Source organism: Streptomyces sp. NPDC018045, assembly GCF_044327445.1.
GTDB lineage: Bacteria > Actinomycetota > Actinomycetes > Streptomycetales > Streptomycetaceae > Streptomyces.
This window is the reverse complement of the sequence record NZ_JBIRFL010000011.1, coordinates 40,976-58,994: the sequence shown is the minus strand read 5'-3', so window position 1 is coordinate 58,994 and position 18,019 is coordinate 40,976. Positions and strand designations below refer to the sequence as shown.

General features: G+C 73.1%; 6 protein-coding genes. 1 reads left to right on the top strand and 5 read right to left on the bottom strand.

The features are described from left to right. Window positions 1-90: 90 nt before the first annotated feature. Window positions 91-573, top strand: coding sequence for a hypothetical protein (locus ACH4EB_RS23810; RefSeq protein WP_398349584.1), 483 nt, complete (start codon window positions 91-93; stop codon window positions 571-573). A 185-nt stretch (window positions 574-758) separates the two neighbouring features. Here the strand turns inward: ACH4EB_RS23810 and ACH4EB_RS23805 are convergent, their stop codons facing one another. The 5 genes from ACH4EB_RS23805 to ACH4EB_RS23785 all read right to left on the bottom strand — a co-directional run bounded on the left by ACH4EB_RS23805 (window position 759) and on the right by ACH4EB_RS23785 (window position 17,747). Next, complete coding sequence (locus ACH4EB_RS23805) at window positions 759-2,447, bottom strand: BCCT family transporter (RefSeq protein WP_398349583.1); 1,689 nt, start codon at window positions 2,445-2,447, stop codon at window positions 759-761. A gap of 378 nt (window positions 2,448-2,825) precedes the next feature. After that, entirely contained in the window at window positions 2,826-3,491 is a 666-nt protein-coding gene (locus ACH4EB_RS23800) for a class I SAM-dependent methyltransferase (protein WP_398349582.1), read from the bottom strand. A gap of 248 nt (window positions 3,492-3,739) precedes the next feature. After that, on the bottom strand, window positions 3,740-4,570 hold the full coding sequence (locus tag ACH4EB_RS23795) for a hypothetical protein (protein ID WP_398349581.1): 831 nt from the start codon (window positions 4,568-4,570) through the stop codon (window positions 3,740-3,742). After that, entirely contained in the window at window positions 4,567-6,423 is a 1,857-nt protein-coding gene (locus ACH4EB_RS23790) for a class I adenylate-forming enzyme family protein (RefSeq protein ID WP_398349580.1), read from the bottom strand. The genes ACH4EB_RS23795 and ACH4EB_RS23790 overlap by 4 nt, the downstream gene beginning before the upstream one ends. Continuing rightward, window positions 6,420-17,747 (bottom strand): amino acid adenylation domain-containing protein, encoded by an 11,328-nt coding sequence (locus ACH4EB_RS23785; protein ID WP_398349579.1) that lies wholly within the window; start codon window positions 17,745-17,747, stop codon window positions 6,420-6,422. The genes ACH4EB_RS23790 and ACH4EB_RS23785 overlap by 4 nt, the downstream gene beginning before the upstream one ends. Window positions 17,748-18,019: the final 272 nt, after the last annotated feature.

Genomic DNA, 18,019 nt, shown 5'->3' with positions numbered 1-18,019 from the left:
CCAACGGCCTCCCAACACGCGGGCCGGAGTCCGCCCGGGCGGCGTGGACCGCCCATGAGGGTCCTCTGCGAGGGCTTCTAAGCTGCTCCCATGCTTGATCGTATTCATGTGCGCTTCGCGAGGCTGCCCCTCGCCCTCGCGGCCACGGCCGTGCTTCTGAGCACCGTGTGCTCCTGTGGCGGCGGGCCGGCGAACCGGGCGAAGCCGTCGTCCGCGTCGCCCGTCGCGGCGTCGGCCGCACCGGCCACGGCGCCGAGTCCGTCCGGAGAGACGGCGACCGCCCGGCGGGAAGGGAAGGCACCGCCCGTTCCCCGACCGTCCGCACCCAGGCGCGGTGACTCGCCCGGCCGTCACGACGGCAGCGCCTACGAGCGCCTGTCCACCGAGGGCAGGAAGGCGCACGACACCGAGAACTGCGCCAAGATCCCGGGCAAGAAGAAGGGAAGCTGCAACGAGCTGCACCGCAAGTGCCGCGCGCGCGGCGCCACGGCGGTCTCCTCGAAGGGGGAACATCTCACCTGCCGGACCTCCCCGCGGGACGGTCGGCTCCGGTGGCTGACCGCGGGCGAGTGACGCGCTGCTCCCGGCCCGGGGCGCCGTCACAGGCGTTCTGAACGCGGGGTACGGCGGCGTGCCGGCCGGGCCTTCCTGGAGCGCCTGTATCTGCGAGCGGCACCGCGCCGCACCGGCACGGTCGGCGGTGGCTCAAGCCACCGCCGCCGGCCGGCCCGGCGCGGGCGCACGGCTCATATCGGGCTTCAGCCCTGGGGCCCGCGCGGTCCCGGCGCCGAGAGCGCCGGCTCCGGGGCGGTGACCGCCGGCTCGGTGGGGATGACGCCCTGTTCGCGGGCCATCTCCTTGGCCACGCGCGGAGCGGTCCACAGCGTCGGGAGCATCAGGAAGCCGACGGGGACGGCCGTGACGACGATGAATGACTGCAGCGCGGTGATGCCGCCGTCACCGACGAGGATGAGGACGGCGGCCGCCGCGCCCATGAGCAGGCCCCAGAAGGCGCGTACCGCGCGGGTGGGTTCACCGAACTTCGTTCCGGCGGCGGCGATGCTGTACGACATCGAGTCGGTGGTGGTCACCACGAACGTGATGGTCAGCAGGAGCAGCGCGACGGTGACCACGGCCCCCATCGGGAGCTGGTCGGTCATGGAGATCACGGCGGCGTCCATGCCGACGGCCTTGAGCGGGCCCGAGATGACGCCCGGGTTCTGCTGTTCGAGGTAGATGCCGGTGCCCCCGAACACGGTGAACCAGAACATGGTGGCCAGCGGAGGAATGACCGCGGTGGAGACCACGAGGTCACGCAGCGTACGGCCCTTGGAGATGCGGGCCACGAAGATGGACATCAGGGGCCCGTAGCCGAGGAACCAGCCGAAGAAGAAGACCGTCCAGGAGCCCAGCCACGCGTGGTCGCCCCGGTTGAGGGCCAGGGGCACGAAATCCCGGGCGTACTGGCCGAGTCCGCCGAGGAAGGAGTCGAGCACGAAGCCCACGGAACCGAGGACGAGGAAGACGGCCATCAGGGCGACGGCGAGCCAGACGTTGGCCCGGCTGAAGAACTGGATGCCGCGGTTGACGCCACTGGCCACCGACACGACGGCGACGGCGGTCAGCAGGACGATGACGCCGAGCTGGACGGGGTAGCCCCCGGAGATGTTGAACACCTCGGACAGGCCGTAGGAGACCTGGAGTCCGAGGAAGCCGATCGGTCCGACGGTTCCGGCGACCACCGCGATGATGCAGACGATGTCGACGGCGGCGCCCAGCCGGGAGTGCCGGATGCGTTCACCGAACAAGGGGTACAGCAGCGTCCTGGGGCGCAGCGGCAGGCCGCGCTGCTGGCCCCGGATCATGACGATGGAGGCGAGGGTCCCGAGGACGGCCCAGGCGAGGAAGCCCCAGTGCGCGAAGCTCTGGGAGAGCGCGGCGTCGACCGCCTGCCGGCTGCCGCTCTCGACGCCGTCGTAGTAGGGGGGTGTGTCGACGTAGTGCTGTACGGGCTCGCCCGCCGCGAAGAAGACACCGCCCCCGGCCAGCAAAGTCGACATGATCATCGCGACCCACTGGAACCTGCCGTACTCCGGGCGGGCGCCCGCACCGCCCAGCCGCACCTTGCCGTACCGGGAGAAGCCCAGCCACAGCGCGACGCCGAACGTCGCGAGCAGAAGCACCTGCCACAGCGGGCCGAACCAGCGCGCGACGAACGTGAAGACGGCGTTCACGACGTCGCCCGTGGCGGTGGGCGCGATCAGCGAGGCCAGCACGAACGCGGTGAGCAGTCCGCCACTGATGCCGAGGACGAGGACATCGGTGCGTCTACGGCTGTCGTCCGGCGGTGGGGTCGCGGTATGGCACCCTTCGTCACCGTCCGTGATCGATTCCGTCCCGGTGGGGACGGCCGAACCCGTGGCGGTTCGGGCAGGGAGAGTCGGCATGGGGTTCCTTGCTGAAGGGGGGCACTCGCACGGGGGTACGCGCGCGGGGCGCGACGCATCGCAAGGACACGCACGCCCACGAGACGCTGGTCCGCTCGGTGCGTGGGTCGCAGAGAAGGCTGCTATCCATGGACGATACGGTCAAATTCGGACCGCTTCGAACAGGCGCCCTTGACCCGCCGACACCCCCTCTGACGTGCGCTTTCTTCCTCTGGAGGGGGTGGTGGTTGAGAAGGATCACTCCTGGCCGCCCGCGAGAGCACGGCATGGCCTGACCGCTGAAGCCGTGTCCGGCACGGGGCGGAGACGCCGCTTCGACGGCAGCGCGGCTCACGGTACCGGCGACCATGGCGAAAGCGAAGCGGGGGCTGAAGGCGCCTAAAGGTCGGCGGTCCGCCAGACGCCGATCGATTTGTCGGCGAAGCGGTGCTCCACCTCCGCCCCGCCTTCCCCGGACACGTGGACCTCCGAGCAGTCCTCCTCGATCACGTGCAGGGGCGGGGGAAGCGAGAACGGCGCGCGGCACAGGTTGAGGGAGCGCCAGCCGCCGGTCTCGATGTCGGCGGCGTTGCCGTCCCGGCCGGTGAAGGTGGTCGTCGCGACATAGGTGGAGCGGCTGCGTTTGATGTTCTCCAGGGCGGCCCGCACGGCAGCGTCGCTGAAGTGCACCAGACAGTCCCGCGAGAAGATCATGTCCACCCGTGGAATCCGGCTCCGCGTGATGTCCAGCACGCGGAACTCGCGGCCCGGCCGTGCGAAGTCCCGCCGGTTCCGCTCGATGACCGAGGGGACGACATCGGCGCCGACGTAGGAGTCCACTCCGAGTTCCACCTGGGACATCCAGTGGAAGTCCCCGCACGGCATGTCGAGGAAGCTGCGGACACCGAGCCGCGAGAGCAGGTCGGGAAGCTTCCGGCGGAGAGCCGCGGTCTGTACGAGATTCGATCCGCTGCCCGAACGCGACCGGTTCTCGTTCTCTCCGTCGCCTCCGGGAAACAGCTTCCAGGCGTCACTGTCATAGAGTTCGCCGAAGATGTCCTCCATCGCCCGTCCCGATGCATCGCCGGCAGCCGGGAGGACGGGAGGATGCCGTACGCCGGCCGGGGAAAACCCGCGGTTCCTGTCGTTCATGACACCCCTTCACCCGGGAGCCGGTGGAACGGGGCAGCCGTCCGGGACGTATGGCCGCTCCCTGGGCTGCGTCCGCGCGCAAGGTCTTGTCGTGCCGCCCCAGGTCCAGCCTAATCGCCCGCGGCTGACGGTGCGTGCCCGGCGGCTCGCGGGCGCGGTGGTCAGGGGCGCTCGCCGCCGTGCGGTCCGGTGATGTCGGTGCAGGTGACGGCGGGATTCCTGGCCTTGGCGAGGAAGATGGTCTGCGCCATCATCTGGTATCCCGACATTCCCTCGCGCAGCGTCTCGATGGACTCCTCCGGGTGCACCGAGTCGATCACCGCGTGCGGGCCCACCGCGTTGAACTGGTGGGACACCCCGCGCGGGATCTGCATGTCCACCCAGGAGTTCGGCGGCACGATCACGTTGTGCCGGTCCCGGCGCACCCCGGCCGGCGTACCGGGCAGTGCGTCGGTGAACGTGCTCAGCGGGCCGGACCAGCCCGCCGCCGCGGGCCGCACGGTGATCGGGGACAGGCTGGAGACCCGGATCGTGGTCCCCGGACCCGTCATCATCCGTACGAACCGCAGCCCGGTGTGCAGGTGCATGCGCGAGCAGATGTCGCGCTCGGCGGTGTCGTAGAAGTCCATCAGATAGCGGTCGGCGAAGAAGCCCTCGAAGGGCGGTTCCAGCATGAAGACATCGCCTTCCTCGAACTCCTGCGCCTGTTTGAGCGCGCCGGACGGGGGCGGGTTCGCCTCCTCCCCGCGGTGCGCCGCCCGGACCAGGCCGGCGAGGGCGTCGACCACGCCCAGGGCGACGTCCGGGGGCAGTTGCACCACCGGAGTGAGCCGGTTCCGGTCGGGGTCCTGGTGCCGGCGGACGTCGAGGATCTCGTCCTCGTCGTCGGGGGAGCGCTTCATCCGGCCGGCCGTTCCGGTGTCCTGGGCCAGGCGGTCGGTGGTGTCGGTGTCTCGGGTCATCCGGCCGGTGGTGTCGGTGCCTCGGGTCATCCAGTCGCTCCAGTGTGCTCGTTCGGTCCGGGATCCGGCTGCCGTGCCCACAGCACGCCGCCCAGGTCGTGTCGCCCGGCGCGCAGCACCGAGCAGCCCGTGGTGCGGAACCCGCCCTCGCGCAGCCGGGCCAGGTGTGCCCAGCGGTCCGTTTCGCCGCCCCCGGTGGAACCGTCCAGAAAGGACAGCAGCGGCCCCAGCGGCCACACCGGGCCGTCGGCCGCGGGCCCGTGCGGGAGCACGAGAAGTGCGCCCCCGGCGAAGCGGGCCTCGGTGCCCAGCGGTACGGGTGGTCCCTCGAACCCGTGGCGGGCCGCCACTTCCGCGGCGAGTTCCGCGTGTGCCGCCAGCGGCCACTCGCTGAGCAGCGCCGTACGCCACCGTGCCTTGGCCCGGGACAGTTCCGTGTCGTCCACGCGGTGCCAGTGTTCGCGCAGGAAGTCGAAGGCGTCGAAGACTGCCTCGCCGTCCGCGTGCGGACGGGTTCCCGCCCGTGTGGCCAGCGCGCGCAGGCCGGGGTGCTCCGCTCCTGAGCGCAGCAGGTCGTGTGCGGTGGCCGCGGCGTAGCGCAGCAGGCGTTCGTACCGTGCGGGAGCCAGCCGGCGGGTGGCGAGGGTCCGGCTCATCGCCGTGCGCCGGGGCTTGCCGGTGGACGTCGCCAGGAACCCGCCGAACTGGATCGCCGACGGCCGCAGCGGCGCCCGTTCGTACAGGGTGCGCACGGCGGAGACGGGCTGGTCCGTCGCGACCAGTCCGACGTCCTGGCCCAGTGCGGGTTCGTGCACCGCGACCGCCGCGAACCGGCCGGTCAGACCGGCCTCGCGCCAGCCGCGCTCAAGGTCGAGCGGGTGGTGTTTCTCCCCGCCCCGGTTGATCCGCTCGCCGGCGCGGCCACGCAGGACCAGCAGCCCGTCACGCAGTTCACCCAGGTCACCGGTGCGCAGCCAGCCGTCGTCGGTGACCGTGGCCGCGGTGCTGCGGCCGTCCTGCCAGTAGCCCGTCATCAGGTCCGGCGTTCTGATCCACACCTCACCGGACTCCAGCCGCAGCTCGGTGCCCGGCAGCGGCACCCCCACCGGGGGCACCTGCTCCAGGTAGTGGCGGCGGAATGCCGTGCCGTCGAGCCGGGGCATGGTGAAGCTGAAGTTGACCGCCTCGGTGAGGCCGTAGCCCTGCCGCAGGCGCGGGCCGTACCGGCGGTGGAAACGGCGGGCGAGGTCGGTGGTCAGCGGAGCCGCCGCGGTGATCAGGTACTCCAGGCCGTCCGGCCAGTCGGGGCCGGCCTCCAGCAGGTCCGCCAGCAGCGTGGGCACGATGGACGCGGTCCTGGCCCCGGTGGCGTGGAGCGCGGCGAAGTACCCGGCCGGGTCGAAGGCGGCCTGGAGGGTCAGTGGTGTGCCGGTGAGGTGTGTGCCGAGCAGCGACATGACCAGCGCGTTGCAGTGGTACAGCGGGAGGCAGGTGCCGTGGGGGCGGTCCGGCGTCAGCCCGTGCAGCGCCGCGGTTCCGGCCGCGTTGCCCAGCACGGCGCGCCTGCTGAGCATCACGCCTTTCTGCGGGCCGGTGGAGCCCGAGGTGAACATGATGAAGGCGAGGTCGTCCGGGGCCGGGTGGACGTCGGGCAGACCGGTGCGGCGCACCCCGTGGACATCGGCCAGGGCCGCCGCTGACACCCGCTCGGCGATGCCCGCGACCGCCCGGTCGGTGGTGCGCGGCGGCAGGGGGACCGCGACGAGACGCAGGTCGAAGCAGGCGAGCAGGGCGTCCGCCAGGTCTTGCCCGTTGGGCAGCCGGATCACCACCCGCGCACCTGCGGGCAGTTCGGCGAGGACGTCGGTACCCGCGCGGGTCAACGCCGCCTCCTCAGCAGGGCACCGAGCTGGACTCCGACTTCGTCCACGTGCTGCGGCTGCATCGCCTGGTGGTGGCGTGCGTTGACGTGGCCGACGGTCAGTTCGCCACCGACATGGGGCCGCCACAGTTCGTGGTTCGCGACGGGGTGCGGCGCGGGCGCCACCGCCTCGATGAAGGTGGTGTCACCCGGGTAGAACGGTGGCCGGTAGGCCCGGGCGAGCTTGTCGTTGTGGCGCGAGACCGCGATGACGCGGCCGACGTCGTCCTCGGTGAACCGGGCGAAGACGCTGCCTTCCCGGCGCAGCAGTGACGAGACGGTGGCGAAGTCGAGGCCCGCGCCGGCGCAGCGCTCGCCGTCCAGGCCCGCGGCCGTCAGCAGTACCTGGAAGACGCGCTGGTCGTCGATGGGTTCTTCCGGTCCGGCCGCGGTGGCGGCGATCGCGTCCACCAGGAACAGGGCGCCGGCGGGCTCGCCGAGTTCGTGCAGCCGGACCGCCATCGCGTGCGCGACCAGGCCGCCGAAGGACCAGCCGACCAGGTGGTACGGCCCGCTGGGGCGTACCGAACGCAGCAGGCCCACGTACCGCTCGGCCATCGCTTCGACCGTGCCGGGCAGATCGTCCGGCCCGCCGGGCCCCTCGGCCTGGATGCCGTACACCGGATGGTCGCGGTCGATGTGCCGCAGCAGCCCCGAGTACAGCCAACTGATGCCGCTGAGCGAGTGCACGCAGAACACCGGCGCCGCCGGCCCGCCCGCGCGGAACGGCACGAGGTGCGTCGGCGGGCCCTCCGGCGGTGCCTCCTCCAGGAGACGGTTCAAGGCGGCGGGGGTGGCCGCCTCGAAGACGTCGCGGACCGTCGGCTCCAGCCCGAGCACGGTCCGCACCCGGTCGGTCAGCCGGGCCGCCAGGAGCGAGTGCCCGCCCAGTTCGAAGAAGTTGTCGCCGGGGCCGACCCGGGGCAGGCCCAGTACGTCGGCGAAGAGTTCGCACATCATCTGCTCACGCAGGGTTTCCGGTGGTGGCGAGTCGCCCGCGCCGGCCCAGTCCGGCTCGGGCAGCCGGTCGCGCAGCAGCTTTCCGTTGGCGCTGAGGGGCAGCCGGTCCAGCGCGACCAGGCGGGCGGGCGTCATGTAGTCCGGAAGGTGCCGGGCCAGGTGCGCCCCCACCGACCGCAGGTCGGCGCCGGCAGGGGTGACGTAGCCGACCAGACGGCGGTCGTCGGCGTGCCGGTCGTGCACGGCCACCGCGGCGGCGTCGACGTCTTCGTGGCGGGTCAGTACGGCCTCGATCTCTCCCAGCTCGACGCGATGGCCGCGGATCTTCACCTGATCGTCGGTCCGGCCGTGGAAGCGCAACACCCCGTCGGCGGTCCACGACGCGAGATCGCCGGTACGGTACATCCGGTGCCCGTCCGGGCCGAAGGGGTCCGGGACGAACCGGGTCGCGGTCAGTCCCGGCCGGCGCAGATAGCCCGTCGCCACACCCGCGCCGGCCACGTACAGCTCGCCGGTCACCCCCGGCGGGACCGGCCGCAGCCGGGCGTCGAGCACATGACACCGGGTGTTCCACAGGGGACGCCCGAGCGGCACCCAGCCGGTCGCCGCCCGGCCGGCCGGATGGGTGGTGGACCACACGGTGGTCTCCGTCGGGCCGTAGCAGGCCAGCAGCGACGCCGTCCGGCCGGACAGTGTCCCGGCCAGTTCCGCGGGGACCGCTTCGCCGCCGATGACCGCCCGGACGTGGCGCAGCCGGTCCGGCCGCCGGGTCACGAGGGACCGCCACAACGACGGGGTGGCCTGCATGACGGTGACGTGGTGCCGGTCGAGCAGGGCGGACAGCTCGTCGGGGTCGCGCAGCGCGCCCTGGTCGGCGAGGACCATCGTGGCGCCGGTGACCAGCGGGAGGTACAGCTCGGGCTTGGACATGTCGAAGCCCGCGGGTGCGGCCGCCAGCACGCGGTCCGCGGCGGTGACCGCCAGTTGCTCGCGCAGGGCGAACAGCAGGTTCACCAGCGCGCCGTGGGGCACGATGACGCCCTTCGGCTGCCCGGTGGAGCCCGAGGTGTAGGTCACGTACGCCGTGTTCTCCGGCACGGGCGCCGGGTCCCCGGTGCCTGCGGTGACGGTGAGCCCGCGGTCGTGGCGCACCACCAGCAGCGGACGGGCGTCCGCCAGCAGCGCCGCGATCCGCCGCGGCGGCAGGGTGCGGTCGACGGGCAGATAGGCGGCGCCGAGCGACTGGACCGCGAGCAGGGCGGCGGGCAGGTCGGGGTCACGCCGCAGCACCAGCGCGACCAGGCTGCCCGGGCCGGCCCCGCGGGCCTTGAGCCGCGCCGCGATGCGGGCCGCGCGCTCGGACAGCTCCCGGTAGGTGAGCACGGTGTCCCCGTGCCGTACGGCCGGTGCGCCGGGAGCGCATAGCACCTGTGCCGCGAACAGTTCGGCCACGGTGGTCGCGGGCACGTCGTGGGCGGTGGCGTTCCAGCGCCCGGTCATCCGCTCCCGCTCACCGGCGACGAGGACCGGCAGGTCGGCGATCCGGCGGTGCGGCGCGGCCACCACCGCGCGCAGCAGCCCCTCCAGCCGCGCGAGCAGGCGCCGCGCGGAGGCCGGGGTGAACAGTTCGGTGTCGTACTCCAACTCGCCTTCGACACCGGCCTCCGCACCGTCGGCGCCGTGTTGCTGGCGCAGGCTCCACAGCAGGTCCAGGCGGGAGGCGCCGCCGTGTGCCGCGACCGGCTCGACGCGCAGCCCCGGCATGTCGAACGCAACGGGCGGCGTGTCCTGGAAGGCCAGCATCACCTGGAAGACGGGGTGGGCGGACAGCGAGCGTGGCGGGTTGACCGCCTCCACCACCTGCTCGAAGGGCACTTCCTGATGGGCGAAGGCGTCGAGATCGGTGGCCCGGACCCGCTCCAGCACCTCGGCGAACGTCGGTGTGCCGCTGAGGTCCGTACGCAGCACCACCGTGTTGACGAAGCAGCCGACGGTCTCGTGCAGCGCGTCATCATGGCGCCCGGCCACCGGTGTGCCGATCGGGATGTCCGCCCCGCCGCCGAGCCGGGACAAGAGCACCGCGATCGCGGCGTGCAGCACCATGAACAAGCTGGTGCCGGTCGACCGGGCGAGCCGGATGAGCCGCGCGTGCAGGTCGGCTTCCAGGGTGAATGCGACGGTCTCCCCGCGGTGCGCGGACACCGGCGGTCGGGCGTGGTCGAGCGGCAGAGGCAGCACCTCCGGGGCGCCGCGCAGCGCCTCCGTCCAGTACGCGACACCGGCGCGGAGGTCGAGTTCGCGCTGCCAGAGGGCGTAGTCCGCGTACTGTACGGGCCGGTTCGCCCACTGTGGGATCTCGCCCGCGACGCGGGCCCGGTAGGCGGTGGACAGGTCGCGGGCCAGCGGGGCCAGCGACCAGCCGTCGGCGGCGATGTGGTGCAGCAGGATCAGCAGCACATGCCGTTCGGGTGCGGTTTCGAGGAGCAGGGCCCGGACCGGGAGTTCGGTGGTCAGATCGAAGGCGTGGGTGGCCGCGTCGGCGAGGAGGCCGGGAAGCTCGGCCTCCGAGGTGGTCACCGTCCGGAACGGCGGCTCCGTCTCGGTGCCGATGTGCTGGTAGGGCTCGCCGTCGGCCTCGGCGACGGTGGTGCGCAGACTCTCGTGCCGGGCGAGTACGTCGCCGAGCGCCGCGTACAGGTGGTCCGTCGCCAGGGGGCCGCTCAGCCGGACCGCGAAGGACATGTTGTACACGGAGTTGGGGCCGGCGAACCGGTGGAAGAACCACAGTCGGCGCTGCGCGGGCGAGAGCGGAATCCGCTCCGGCCGCGCGGCCGCGGCGAGCCCGGCGCGCGCCGGGCCGGCCGGCTCCGCCAGGCACCGTGCCAGGTCGGCGACGACCGGGGCGTCGAACAGGGTACGGATGCCCAGCTCACGCCCGGTCTCCGTGCGCACCCGGTTGATCAGGCGGGTGGCCAGCAGCGAATGCCCGCCCAGGTCGAAGAAGCTGTCCTCCGCGCCGACGTCGGGGACGCCCAGCGTCTCCGCGAACAGCCGGCACAGCAGCCGTTCGCGCTCGTTCTCGGGCGGGCGGGACACGCGGAGTGCCGCCTCCGGCCTCGGCAGGGCCCTGCGGTCCAGCTTGCCGTTGCCGGTCAGGGGAATCTCGTCGACCGGGAGGACGAACGCGGGCACCATGTGCGCCGGCAGCACCGTCCGGGCGTATGCGCGCAGCTCGGCGGGGGACGGCTCGCCCTTCGTCACGGCGTAGCAGAGCAGCCTGCCGCCGTCGGCGTCCGCGTCGGCGAGCACCACGGCGCGGTCCACGGCGGGGTGCTGTTCGAGAACGTGCTCGACCTCCGCGGGTTCGATCCGGTAACCGCGGATCTTCACCTGCTGGTCCACCCGGCCCAGATACTCCAGCGTGCCGTCGGCCCGGCGTCGCGCCAGGTCCCCGGAGCGGTACATCCGGGTACCGGGCGCGCCGAAGGGATCGGCGACGAACCGGCCGGCGGTGAGCCCCGGCCGCCCCAGGTAGCCCCGCGTCACCCCGGGGCCCGCCACGTAGATCTCACCGGGACAGTCCGGCGGGACCGGCCGCAGCGCGTGGTCCAGCAGGCGCAGGCGCAGGTCGGGCAGCGCGGTGCCGATGACGCCGGCGGTCTCGTCGGGGTCGGTCAGCTCGGCGTGGGTCGCGTGCACGGTGGTCTCGGTGATCCCGTACATGTTGACGAGCCGCGGCCGGCCGGGCCCGTACCAGGAGCCGATGCGGGTGAGGTCCAGCGCCTCACCGGCGAACACGACGACCCGCAGTGCGGGCAGCCCGGGGCCCGCCTCCGCTTCGGCCCGCATGAGCGGGTGGAACGCCGAGGGCGTCTGGCTGAGCGCGGTGACCCGTTCCCGGGCGAGCACCTCCAGGAAGTCCCGTGGCGACCTGGCGACGTCGTCCGGCACGACCACCAGGCGGCCCCCGCTGCCCAGCGCCGTCCACAGCTCCCAGACCGAGACGTCGAAGGCGTAGGAGTGGAACAACGTGTGCACGTCGTCGTCACCGAAACCGAACCGGGTGCCGGTGACCGCGAGCAGCCGGGTGACATTGCGGTGCGACACCACGACACCTTTGGGTGCTCCGGTGGAGCCCGAGGTGTAGATCACGTAGGCGACGCTGTCGGGGTGCACGGCCAGGCCCAGGTCCTCCGCCGGGTAGCGGGCGGCCGGATCGCTGCCGTCGAGCACGATCTGCGGGTGGGGCACCGCGATCGGCTCGCCGGTCACGACGAGCACGGGAGCGGCGTCGGCCAGCACCCGCCGCACCCGCTCCTCGGGGTGGGCCGGGTCCAGCGGCAGATAGCCGGCTCCCGATTTCAGTACGGCCAGCACCGCGACCACGAGGTCCGCGGAGCGTGCGAGCAGCAGGGCCACCAGGCGTTCCGGCCCGGCCCCGCGCGCGACGAGGAGCCGCGCGAGACGGTTGGCCCGCGCGTTGAGTTCCCCGTACGACAGGGTGGCGTCCCCGCAGGTGAGGGCCGGGGCCGTCGGCCGACGGCGTACCTGCTCCTCGAACAGCGTGGACAAGGCGACCGGAACGGATGCCGCCTCGGCGCCGGCCGGTCCCTCCTGTTCGTCCCGTTCGTCCGGCAGCAGCAGACCGAGCTGCCCCAGCCGCGCCTCCGGACGCGCGGTGATCTGGTGGAGCAGCGCGCTGAAGCGGTCGAGCAGACGGCGGGCCCCCTCCTCGTCGAACAGGTCGGTGCTGTGGTCGAGGCGGAGCCGCAGGCGTCCGTCACCCGGCATGGCGATGAGGGTCAGCGGGTAGTGCGTGCCGTCCCGCCCTTCGACGTCCCGGAGTTCCAGTCCCGGCACGCAATCGCGCAGCGCGCTCTCGTCGATCGGATAGTTCTCGAAGACCACGACGGTGTCGAAGAGTTCGGCATGCCCGGCGATCGACTTCAGCCGCGTCAGGTCGGCGTGCTGGTGGTCCAGCATGGACAGTTGCTGGGCGCGCAGTCCGGCGAGGGACTCGGCGACCGACCGGTGCGGATCGAGGCGGACGCGCACCGGAATGGTGTTGATCAGCAGCCCGACGATGTGTTCCGCGCCGGGCAGCTCCGCCGGTCTGCCGGAGACCGTCGCGCCGAAGACCACGTCGGTACGGCCGGTCAGGGTGCCGAGCAGCACGGCCCACGCCAGTTGCACCACGATGTTGGCGGTCAGCCCGTGCTGCCGCGCCACGGCGTCGACCCGGGCGCTCGTGGTGCCGTCCAGCTCGGCCGTCAGCCGGTGGCGGGCCGCGGCCGAACCACGCCGCCCCGCCCCGCCGACCAGCGTCGGACCGTCCACGGAGGAGAGCAGCGCGCGCCAGGCGGCCTCGTCCGCGCGGGAGTCCCTCGTCGACAGCCAGTCGAGGAAGTCGCGGTACGGCGTCGCGGGCGGGAGCGTGCGGCCGGCGTAGAGCGCGAACAGCTCCCTGATCAGGATCGGCAGGGACCAGCCGTCCAGCAGGAGGTGGTGGGTGGTCAGTACGAAGGTGTGCCGGTCGCCGGCACGGTGCAGCAGGGCCGCACGGACCAGCGGGGGGCTGGTGAGGTCGAACCGCCGCCTGCGGTCGGCGTCCAGGAAACGTTCGAGATCCTGGTGCGCGGGTATCTCCTGCCACTCCACGGCGAAGTCCGGGACGGCCACCAGCGCGGGGCGTCCCGACGGACCGTGCCGGACGCCCGCGGCGAGTTGCGGATGGCGCAGCAGCAGGCGGTGCAGCGCGTCGCGCAGCGCCGCGGGGTCCAGCGTTCCGCCGAGTTCGAAGACGAACTGGACGAGGTAGGGGTCCGCGCCGTCATGGTCGTAGAGCGAGTGGAACAGCAGCCCCTGCGCCAGCGGCGGCAACGGCAGCTCACCCGTCGCCCGGGCGCGGGCCCGGTGCACCAGCGCCGCCAGCACGTCGAACCACCGCCGCCCCAGCTCGGCGACCCGCTCTTCGGCGAGCAGCCCGCCAGGCCAGGACCAGTTCGCCACCAGCCGGGGACCGTCCGGGTGCTCCGCGAGCACCGCGTCGAGTTCCACGGCGTGGCTCATCGCCAGTCCGCCGCCGGTGGGCGCGCCGAGCAGCGTGGCTCCGGCCGCCACCGCCCAGTCGCCGTCGCCGCCGACATCGAACCGGCCCAGGTAGTTGAAGGCGAACTGCGGCGTCGGCCGGGCGGCCAGCACCGGCCCGCTCTGCGGGTTGAGGTGGCGCAGCAGGCCGTAAGCCAGCCCGGCGCGTGCGGCATCCCGTACGCAGGAGCGCACCATGGCCACCGCGCCGTCCAGCGCCGCCGGATCGGTACGGGCCTTTGCCCAGGAGCAGCCGGGATCGAGCACCACGGGGTACAGGGTGGTGAACCAGCCGACCGTGCGGGACAGGTCGAGGTCGGCGGCGAACTCCTCGCGCCCGTGGCCTTCGAGGTCGACCGACAGCGTGTCCGGCCCCTCCCGCCAGTCGGCGGCGGCCAGGGCGAACGCGGTCAGCAGCAGTTCGTGCACCGAGCAGTCGAAGGCCGCGGTCGCGTCGGACACCAGGCGTGCGGTGAGCGCGCCGGACAGGGTGGCCGCATGCCGCCGCCGGGTGGCCTCGGTGTCCACCGCGCCGTCCAGGGCGCGGCCGGCGACCGGCGGGTCTTCGGGCGTCTTCTGCCACCGGGCGAACTCCGCCAGCACGGACGGGTGGTGCGCGTACTGGACCAGGGCCTTCGCCCACTGGGGGAAGGAGGTTCCCGTCGGTTGCAGGTGCGGTGTGCGCCCGTGCCGGACGGACTCCCACGCGGTCCGGAGATCTTCCTGGATGATGCGCCAGGAGACTCCGTCGACGCTGAGGTGGTGGATGGTGAGGGTCAGCTCGCCCGGTTCCGTCGGCCCGGCATCCCGCCAGCTCGCCTGCACCACCTGCCCGTACTCGGGGTGGAGCACGGCGCCGGACCGGTTCAGCTCGACGGTGGCGCCGGGCAGCACTTCCAAAGCCCACAGGCCGTCCACCGTGGTCAGCGAGAGCCGCAGCATGCCGTGCCGGTCGACCAGCGCCTGCACCACCGCGCGCACCTGCGTTTCGGTGCTGCCCGCCGGAGTGCGTACGGTCAAGGACTGGACGAAGCCGTCGATGGGCCCGCCGCGTTCGCGCAGCCAGTGCATGATGGGCGTCAGCGGAACCGTGGGATCGTCCGCGTCGCCCAGCGTGACCCGGGGCCCGGGCTCCGGCCGCCCCGCCTCGGCGGCACCGGCCAGACCGGTGACGGTGGGCGTACGGAACACGTCCGGGGTGCTGACGGCCAGACCGGCCCGCTGGGCCGCGCCGGCGAGCTGAATCGCCTTGATGCTGTCGCCGCCGAGCTGGAAGAAGTCCCGGTCGAGCGGGACGTCCGGCAGGCCGAGAACGGTACTGAACAGTTCGGCCAGCCGGCGTTCCACGGCGGTACGGGGGGCCCTGGCCGGGGCCTCGCCACCGGCGTCCGGAGCGGGCAGCGCGGCCCGGTCGAGCTTGCCGTTGCGGGTCAGCGGCAGCCGGTCCACCGTCACCACGGCCGACGGCACCATGTACGGGGGCAGCCGGTCCGCCAGGCCCTCGCGCAGCGCCGTCGGGTCACCCGAGGCGGCCACGTAGGAGACCAGCCGCCGTACGCCGGGCCGGTCCTCGCGCAGGACGGTCGCGGCCTGCCGTACGCCGGGCTCGGCCAGCAACGCGGCGTCGATCTCGCCCGGTTCGATCCGGTAGCCGCGGAGTTTGACCTGCCCATCGGTCCGGCCGGCGAATTCCAGCCGCCCGTCGCGGTTCCAGCGCGCCAGGTCGCCCGTGCGGTAGACGCGGGCGCCGGGCGGGCCGGAAGGGTCGGCGAGGAAACGCTCGGCGGTCGCCGCCGCCCGCCCGAGGTAGCCGCGCGCGACTCCCACGCCCCCGACGTACAGCTCACCCACCACACCGGGCGGCACCGGCCGCAGCGCGTCGTCGAGCACCAGCATCCGCTTGCCGTCCAGCGGCGTCCCGATGGGGACCGGTCCGGTGTCCTCGGGCACCTCCTCGACGGCGCACCTGGTCGCGAACACCGTGGTCTCGGTCGGCCCGTACCCGTTGACGACGGTGAGGTCCGGCAGCGCGGACCGAACGGCGCGCACCGCCGCGGGAGCCACCACGTCACCGCCGGTCCAGACCTGGCGCAGCCCGGCCAGGCACGCGGGGTCGTCGGCGGCGATCGCGTTGAACAGCCCAGCGGTCAGCCACAGTCCGGTGATCCCGGTGGCGGCCGTGATCCGGGGCAGCTCGGCCGGCTCCAGCCGCCCCGGCGCGGCGACGACCACCTCGCCACCGGTCAGCAAGGGCACCCACAGCTCCAGGTTGAACGCGTCGAAGGCGTGCGGCGAGTGCAACAGCACCCGTTGCGCGCCCCCTTCGGCCCACCACCGGTCGGCGGCAAGCCCGGCGAGATCGCCCTGGGTGACCGCCACGCCCTTGGGCCGTCCCGTGGAGCCGGAGGTGAACATCACGCACGCCAACGCGTCCGGCGTGGCCCGTGGCTCCGGACTCGCGGTTCCCCCGGCCCGTACGTCCAGTTGCCGCACCCCGTGGTCACGGGCCCGCGCGACGATCCGGTCTCCCTCGGTGCCCCCGTCGGTGAGCAGCACCCGTACGCCCGCGTCGGACAGCACCGCTTCCTGCCGTGGGACCGCGTCGTCCCGTTGCAGGGGCACGTAGGCCGCGCCCGCCTTCACCACCGCCAGCGCCGCGACGACCAGGTCCACCGACCGGCCGAGCAGCAGCGCGACGGTCCGCTCCGGGCCCGCGCCGGCCGCGGCCAGCCCGGCGGCCAGCGCCGAACTGCGCGCGTCCAGTTCGCGATAGGTCAGCCGCTCACCGGTCTCGACCGAGCGCACCGCGAACGCGCCGGGCGTACGGCCGACCTGTTCGGCGAACCGGCCGACGGCGGTGCCGTGGGACGCGACCGAGGTGCGGGCGCCGGTGCCCAGCGCGGCGCTGTGCCGGCGCTCTCGCGCGGTCGTCGCCGCGATCCGCGCCGACGGCGTGTCCCGGCCGGCCTCCGCCACCTGCCACAGCACGTGCAGAAAGCGGTCGGCGAGGTCACGCAGCGACTCCTCGCCGTGGCCGGCGGGGTTGGCGTCGAAGTCGAAGCGCAGCACGCCGTCACCGCGGTCGTAGGCCACGATCGAGAGGTCCTCCGACGGCGGCGCCTGGAGGTTGTGGACGGTCGCGGTCACCGTGCCGAACCGCAACGGGCGGTCGAAACGCTGGATGTTGAGCACCGGGCCGAAGAACTTCCGGCCGTCCTCGGGACAGCGCAGCTCCCGCCGCAGGTGTTCACCCCGGTAACGCTGGTGGCGGCGCACCAGCCGCAGCTCGTCGGCGACCTGGTCGAGCAGCGCGCCGATGGTGGCCGCCGGATCGACGTGCAGCCGCAAGGGGAGGACGTTGGCCGACATCGCCGGCACGGTGCGGGCGAGTTCGGGTGGGCGGCCGGCGACCGGCAGGCTCAGTACGACGTCACGGCTGCCGGTCACCGCGTGCAGATGGAGCGCGGTCGCCGCGGTGAGCAGCCGGGACCAGCGGTGTCCGAGCCGTTGCGCCCCGGCCCGCAGCCCGGCGAACTCCGCCGCCGACAGCACCCTGGTCAGCCGCAGCGAACCACTCGTGGCCGCGACCGGGCGGGTGCCCAGGCTCAGGAAGTCCGGCCGCCCGGCCAGCCGCTCCAGCCACCAGTCCCGGTCCGCGGTGTGGTCGGGGGCCGCTCGGTAAGCGGCCTCGGCCCGTAGCAAGGAGCGCAGTCCGTTCCAGCCGCTCTCGGGGACGGTGCGCCCGTCGTGCAGAGAGCTGTAGACCTCGGCGACGCGTTCGGCGAACAGGGCCATGCCCGCGCCGTCGAGAGCGATGTGGTGCACCCGGTGGAACACCAGCGAACGGTCCTCGGCGACCCGCAGCACGGCCCCCAGGAACAACGGCCCGGCGTCGCCGCCCCCGGCCTCGGCCATGGCGGCCCGCATCCACTCCAGTGCGGCGGCGTCCGGGTCGGACGTTCCCCGGAGGTCGATCACCTCGACGGAGTGGTCCCGATCCTGGAGCAGCCGCTGCACCGGTGCGGACTCCGCCGCCTCGATGACGCGGACGTTGACCGCTTCACAGTCGGCCGCCGCTCTGCCGACCGCGGCGGCCAGGAGGCCGGTGTCGACATCGCCGTCCAGCACGAGGTACTCGGCCCACTGATAGGCGCCGGGACGGCTGAAGCCGGCCTGCTCCGCGAGCCAGACCCCGAGTTGCGCATCGGAAAGGGGCAGTTCAGGGCGGTCTAAGGGCATGAGAACGAGCATCCCCATCGTCTTGCCGGCAGGGCGCCGGCGGACTGCCGTCGGATGTGGCCGAGTGGAAGGAGAACGGGCCGCCTCATCGAAACACGGAAGGCAATGAGACGGTAAAGAGTCGGCAATATGTTCTATCTCACGTTTAGATGGACCCTCTCAAACGCGCTGGTGAGCGCGGCGGAAGACGCGGCCGACGTGTGAGATTCCCGCGGCTCGTCCAGCCCGGACCAGGGCGGAGAGCGGGGCACCCTTCTTCGTCACGTCCGGGG